This is a genomic window from Rhizobium sp. BK512, assembly GCF_014194915.1.
In the GTDB taxonomy this organism is placed as follows: Bacteria; Pseudomonadota; Alphaproteobacteria; order Rhizobiales; family Rhizobiaceae; genus Rhizobium.
Genome location: NZ_JACIAS010000019.1, coordinates 1 through 6,823, shown reverse-complemented (window position 1 = coordinate 6,823; position 6,823 = coordinate 1). Strand labels below are relative to the sequence as shown.

3 protein-coding genes are annotated in these 6,823 nt (G+C 58.0%); all 3 read right to left on the bottom strand.

Going from position 1 to position 6,823, the window contains the following annotated elements; translation table 11 throughout:
• A partial coding sequence (locus tag FHX06_RS35380) for a M10 family metallopeptidase (protein WP_183882696.1) occupies positions 1 to 2,363 on the bottom strand: 2,363 nt, incomplete at its 3' end.
• 276 nt (positions 2,364 to 2,639) lie between these two features.
• Positions 2,640 to 4,094 (bottom strand): HlyD family type I secretion periplasmic adaptor subunit, encoded by a 1,455-nt coding sequence (locus tag FHX06_RS35375; protein ID WP_113213295.1) that lies wholly within the window; start codon positions 4,092 to 4,094, stop codon positions 2,640 to 2,642.
• The gene (locus tag FHX06_RS35370; RefSeq protein ID WP_113213296.1) at positions 4,091 to 6,238 is read right to left on the bottom strand and encodes a type I secretion system permease/ATPase; all 2,148 of its coding nucleotides are present in this window, start codon (positions 6,236 to 6,238) and stop codon (positions 4,091 to 4,093) included. Before FHX06_RS35370 ends, FHX06_RS35375 begins: the two co-directional genes overlap by 4 nt.
• Positions 6,239 to 6,823: the final 585 nt, after the last annotated feature.

Genomic DNA, 6,823 nt, shown 5'->3' with positions numbered 1-6,823 from the left:
GACCCGGTGTAGGTCAGGTTCTCGATATTGGCGAGGGCAGCAATCGAATAGGCAGCAAGCGACGTCCGGATCTCGTCCGTACCCGCACCTGCTGCCTCCGTGACCACGTCGCTTGCGGCATCCACGATATAGGTGTCATCGCCGATACCGCCGATCAGCGTGTCGGCTCCCGCACCACCGTCCAGCACGTCGTTGCCGGCGCCGCCGGTCAGCTTATCGGCGGCCGCTCCGCCCTTGATGATGTTGTCCAGCTCATTGCCGGTACCGGTGAAGACGGCTGACCCGGTATAGGTCAGGTTCTCCACATTGGCACCCAGCGTGTAGGCCGCCAGGCCCGTCTTTACGGTATCGATACCCTCGCCGGCATTCTCGATGACGATATCGCCGGTGCCGATGACATAGGTGTCATCGCCTGCCGCACCCTTCAGCGTGTCGATCCCTGCCCCGCCCGTCAGGATATTGTTCAGCGCATTGCCGATGCCGGTGAAAGTCGTCGTGCCGGAGACGGTCAGGTTCTCGACATTGCTGCCGAGCGTATAGCTCGCGAAGTAGACCGACTGCACGTACACCGTATCGCTGCCCTCGTCGGCAGCCTCGGTGACCGTATCCCCGCCATTGTCAACCCAATAGATGTCGTTGCCGGTACCGCCGGAAAGCGCATCAGCGCCCGTGCCGCCATCCAGCGTGTCGTCGCCGGCGCCGCCAATCAGCGTGTCATTGCCGGCCCCGCCGATCAGCCTGTCGTTACCCGCACCACCGTCCAGAACGTCGTTGCCGGCCCCGCCGGTGATCGTGTTGGCCAGTATATTGCCCGTCCCGGAAAAATTGCCGGTGCCAGTGAAGGTCAGGTCCTCAACATTGGCAATGTTGGTCAGCGCGTAGGCAGAAAGCGTCGTCTTGACCAGATCCGTGCCTGCATTGGCAGCCTCGGTCACGACATCGGCCAGATCATCGACAACATAGGTGTCGTTGCCCGCACCGCCAATCAGGATATCGGCTCCCGCCTTGCCGTCCAGCGTGTCGGCGCCTGCTGCGCCAGTGATCACATTGACCGCAGCGTTGCCGATACCCATGAACGACGTGGTACCGGTATAGGTCAGGTTCTCGACGTTGACGCTGAGTGTGTAACTCGAAAGCGCCGTCCTGACCGTGTCCGTTCCCTCGCCCGCGTTCTCGGTTACGACGTCGTTTGCAACGTCGACGATATAGGTGTCGTCACCCACCCCACCCGACATCCGGTCCAGTCCAGCACCGCCGTTCAACGTGTCGTCGCCGGCGCCGCCGGTAAGCGTATCATTTCCCGCATTGCCCCAAAGGGCGTTGTTCACCTCGTTGCCGACAATCGTATCGTTACCGGAGCCTGCCTGAACATTCTCGATCAGCGACGCCAGGTTGTCATGATAGAGAAGCGCATTGAAGATGTTCCCGCGAGCATCGCCGCCATTCGAGCCGCCTCCCAAGTAAGCCAGCTGGAGTTGCGAAAAGACCGAGTACCCCCCTGGTCGCAGGTCGATTTGAAGGCTGGTGGTGTAGGCACTTAGATCATAGGTGTCGATACCGCCGCCGTCCCAGATTGTTGCGAAGATCCTGTTCGCGTCCGGAGTAATGGCCGCGACTCCATTCACATAGGTCACGCCTTCGTTCGGCTTCCACTTGTAGACGGTATTGTCGCTGTTTGTCGTGTAATCCGCCCCGTACATTTCCTGCAGGGCGGCGATATCGAGCATCATGAAGGTCTGTGGCGCGCCATTCTGCTCGTATTTGTAACCACTCGCACTGTCTCCGACGTATGTGCGGTAGGTCATGATCGTATATTCGATGGAATCGTAGGCACCGGGCACGACCAGCGAATTGCCTAGGTACGGTTCGTGACCGTGTTTCAGACCGAGAGCGTGACCCAGCTCATGTGCCAGCGTGTGGCCTGCGTAGTTGCCGAACTCCGGATAGCGATAATCATCTGCCGTACCGGCATATGTTGTCCCGAACCATATATCGCCAGCGGCACTATCCGGACTTGGGGTATACGCCCATGCAGTCGAGGGAAGCCAAGATTGTGCAAACCGCACCGACGCGGAGTCCGCGCTGCCGGCCACAAAATCGGCATTGGTAAATCCCTCTACGGAGAAGCCGTCATTTGCCGTGTTTCCGTAGGACTGCTCCATAAAGAACAAGGCAACAGAGCGCTGTTGCGAGGAAATCGCGGAGAAGCCGTAATCCTTCTCGCCACTATAGGAGTACGAAATCGAGCTTGTGGGAAACGCATAGGTGATCGTACCGTCCCAGGCGTAGCCGCTGAGAAGCCCGTCAATTTTCTGATCCCCCGTCAAGTTGACGTTCTTCGTAGGAGTAACAATGCCCGTCATGAAATCACCGCTTGCTTATACCGCCTTACCGTGTCCTGGGTCGGCTCATCTCCCCACGCGCAGGACACTCGGCTGAAAATTGAAGTTAAGTCCGGATACACAGTAACGCGGCAGCCCTGGCAATTGGCTTCTTGCGCTGAGTCAAAAGGCAAATCACTTCAAGAACATAATTTGCAGAAAACACGCCTTTCAGCCCCTCAAATCCAAGATAAGTTCTATAATTATTCAAAAAATGAGCAGATCTACTGCAGTCAAAAGACTTCGTAGCCACTACCTTTATCGCTCATGGAGCGCCTCGTCAGCTATCTCAACCAACGGGGAAAACACATACTCCAATATTCTGCGCTGGCCGGTGCGCACCTCGGCGACAGCCGCCATCCCTGGAGATAAGTTGACGTCCGCACCGTCAGCTTGAATGTGATCGCTTGCAAGGCGCAGAGTGACCGGAAAGACCAAATTCTGCATTCGCTCCGCGCTACCGAAGGCTGTACTTGACTGCCTTGCGATAGGGTCACCCTCACGGCGGGCTGCGTCCGGCTCCGGAATGGCATCGGCTGCGACCTTCACGACGACGGCGGAAACGGTCCCGTAGCGGGTGAAGGGAAAGGCCTCGAGTTTTACGACCGCCTCCTGGCCCACTCTGATGAAGCCAATGTCCTTGTTCGGCATATAGACTTCAAGCTCGAGTGTGCTGTCTTGCGGTACGATCCGCATCAGGTCCTGGCCAACGGTGACTACCTGCCCGAGGCCGGTGACCGACGAGGATTGCACCGTTCCATCAATCGGACTGCGCAACGTCATCTGATCGAGAGAATTCTGTGCCTTCGCCAGACGCTGCTCCAATTCGTCCGCGCGGCGCTCGGCATCACCAAGCCTGTCAAGCTGATCACTCAGAAACGCGCCTTCTGCTTTCCGTTTCTCTTTTGCGAAGACATCGATTGCGGCCTCGGCGTCGGCAAGCTGCCCCTGCTGTATCGCCAGCTGCGTCACCTGTTCCTTCATTGTTTCGGTTGCATCGATGACGCTTGCCATCGTGCCGGCATCCTTCAAAGCAAGCATGCTGCGCATCGCAACACGTTCCTGGAGGGTTTCAACGAGGGATTCCTGCGCGGCCACTGTCACTTTGAGCCGTTCACGCTCCACTTCCTTCTGATGCTGCTGCGCGCCGAGTGAGGCGATGGTCGCATGATATTTCTCGATGTCGCCGAGCAGAATGCCGTTCTCGCGCTGCTGCAGCTCGGGGCCCGTATCCTTGTCCCAGCTCATTTCCACAACCGATCCCACCGCCGGTTGCGAACGCACGAACCGGATAGCAGCCCTGCGCCGCTGAACCTCCGCCTTAACCGAGGCAAGGCCCTTTGCCGCATCTCTCTCGTCTGCGAGAGCATCCGTAGGATCAAGTTCGAGCAGAATATCGGCGCGGCGCACGTGGTCGCCGTTTTGTGGTGGCAGTGTCTTCACCTTGCCCGTCAGCAACGGTTGCACGACCTTGACGCGGCCGGTCGGCTGGATCTTGCCTTGCGCTGCCGCCACAATGTCGATGCGGCCGAGATAGGACCAGACCAGCGCAACCGTGGTGAACAAACAGATGATCAGGATCAGCGCCATGCGTATGGGCGATGGTGGCGTTTCCAGTACCTCAAGGGCAGGCGCCAGAAATTCGTGATCTGCGCGCGTTGCCGGCCGTCGCGGAAGACCCAAATAGCGAGAGGCATTAGCCGTTGCGCTCATGCCGCTCCCCTGTCGTTCTGCAAGGCCCAAAGACGCGAATAGAGCCCATCTGGACGCCCCAGCAATTCGTCATGGCTGCCGACCTCGGCGATCCGGCCGTCCTTCATGCCGACAATCCTGCTGCATGGCCGGATTGCGGCAAGGCGGTGCGCGATGATGATCACCGTTCGACCGCTGGCGATCTGCCCCATGTTCGTCTGAATGACCCTCTCGCTTTCGTAGTCAAGCGCACTGGTTGCCTCATCTAAGATCAATATCGGCGGATTGGTCGCAAGAGCCCGGGCAATAGCGATCCTCTGGCGCTGGCCGCCGGAGAGGTTCGCGCCGCGCTCCTCGATCATCGAGTCATAGCCCTGTGGTAGCCTTGTGATGAACTCATCGGCGCCGGCGAGCTTGGCGACAGCAATGACTTGAGCCCGTTGCATTGCCGGGTTTGAGAAAGCGATATTGTCGTGAATTGTGCGGTTGAACAGAAGGTTCTCTTGGAGAACAACTCCGATATGGCTTCGAAGCCAGGCGGGATCGATTTGCGAAAGGTCTGCCCCGTCGAGAAGGATCTGCCCCTCTTCCGGAAGATAGAGCCGTTGGACGAGCTTGGTCAGCGTCGATTTTCCAGAACCGGAGGCCCCGACGATGCCAATCACCTCTCCGGGTCGGAGCTCGAGCGAGACGTTTTTCAGGACTTCCGGAGAGCCAGGTCGATAGCGGAAGGTGACATTACGAAATTCGATATGCCCCCTTGGGGTCGGCAACGACAAGCGGATACCGGGCGGACGCTCCATCGGGGTGTTCAGAATGTCGCCGAGCCGATCGACGGAGATCTGCACCTGCTGAAAATCCTGCCAAAGCTGGGACAGCCTCAAGACTGGTTGAGCGACCTGGCCGGCAATCATGTTGAAGGCGACCAGCGAGCCAACCGATAGATCGCCATCGATGACAGCCTTCGCGCCGAAGAGCAGAAGAGCTGCTGTCGAGAGCTTGCTGACATATTGGATGGCGTTTTGTCCGCCAGCACTAAGCAGCGTCGTATCGAAAGCTGTCCGCACATAGGCTGCAAGCTTCTCCTCCCACTGTGCCTGCATTACCGGCTCCACTGCGGCGGATTTGACCGTGTGGATGCCGACAATCGCTTCGACGAGAAATTGCTGGCTCGCAGCACCCCGGTTGAATTTTTCCTTGACGAATTCGCGAAGCGGCGGCCTGACGGTCACACCGATCAGGACGTAGATCGGGATCGCGGCAATGACGATCAACGTCAGGCTCCACGAATAAGCGAAGAGAACCGCGATGAACACAAAAGTAAAAATGACATCAAGTGCCGAGAAAAGCCCCTGGCCAGTCAGAAATGCGCGAATCGTTTCAAGCTCGCGTACCCTTGCAACGGTCTGACCTGCCGAGCGGGTCTCGAAATAGCCGAGAGGCAGCCGCAGCAGGTGATGGAACAGTCGTTGCCCAAGTTCGACGTCTATCCGGTTTGTCGTGTGCGCCAACGCATAGGTCCTGAGATATTGAAGCACAACATCGAAGAGGCCAATGATCGCGATGCCTGCGACCAGCACAAAAAGCGTCGAATAACCTTTATGTGTCAGAACCTTGTCGACCACGACCTGAAAGAATAAGGGTGTGACGAGCGCAAATATCTGCACAAACAGCGATGCGAGCAGAACATGCGCCAGCGGCTTGCGGTATCGCCAGATGGATGGCACGAACCACTTGAAGCCGAATTCCCTGGGATCAGATCCCTCCCCGCCGATCTTCCGGCCGACGAGGATCACTCGCGAGCCGATTTCCGCCAATATATCTGAAGGAGCAATTTCGCGATCGACCCGTGTTATGGGATCGACGAGCCTGTACTTTCCGGATGGATTCAAGCCGCCGAGCACTTGAAAGGAGCCGCCGCGCATTTTGACAATTGCCGGGACCGGCATTGATCTAAGGCGTTGCTCCGAGACTCTCTCCACGACACGCGCCTTGAGACCGATGATGCCGGCTGCTCGCTGGATGTCGATGGCTTCGCATGCGCGTCCCTTCAGCGCCAGATCGTGCTGAAGGCGGATTGGATCAGCGGCAATCCGATAGAACGCAGCGATACCGCAAAGTGCACGAAGACCGGAGTCGTGATGCTGCGGACCGATGCCATCCATACGCGAAGTTATTCCCCCTCGAGTTGCAGATACATGCGCCTGCCGAAGCGAACCACTCGCTTTGAGCCTGCACCCACGATGTAGCTTAGTCAGAGCTACAACGCTATGGGGATATTAACACGCACAAGTTTTCGGGATGGTTGTGGCGGAGAAATCACGAAAGACCACTAACAGAAGCTTGACCCTGCTTCCGCCTGTGCATCCGGCCTAACTCAAATTCCTATCCGGGACTTTGTAAAGTCCTCACACACTATCAACCTCAGGGTCGGACCCGCACAGTCTGCGCACCATGGACAGAGATCGCCTGGTGTTCTTTGGCCGAAAGGGCGGGACTGTTTGTTTTGGTTACGGTGTTTGCGGCATCCTCATTGCTTGGCCTTGAGGTTATGGTCCGCAGGACGGCGAGTCACCCTCGCCGGCGGCGCAGTTGTTTTCCGCGCCGGGCGATAGTCACCCTGCGATGTCTTTCGCAAGACGAGAGAGGGGAAGGTTGGCTGGGTGCCCGGGCTTTGCAGTTTTCTGTTTCGCCGCGTCGGCTTTGGGAGCTTTGGGCGTTTTGGCGGCTTTCGAGGCGTTGAACCTCGT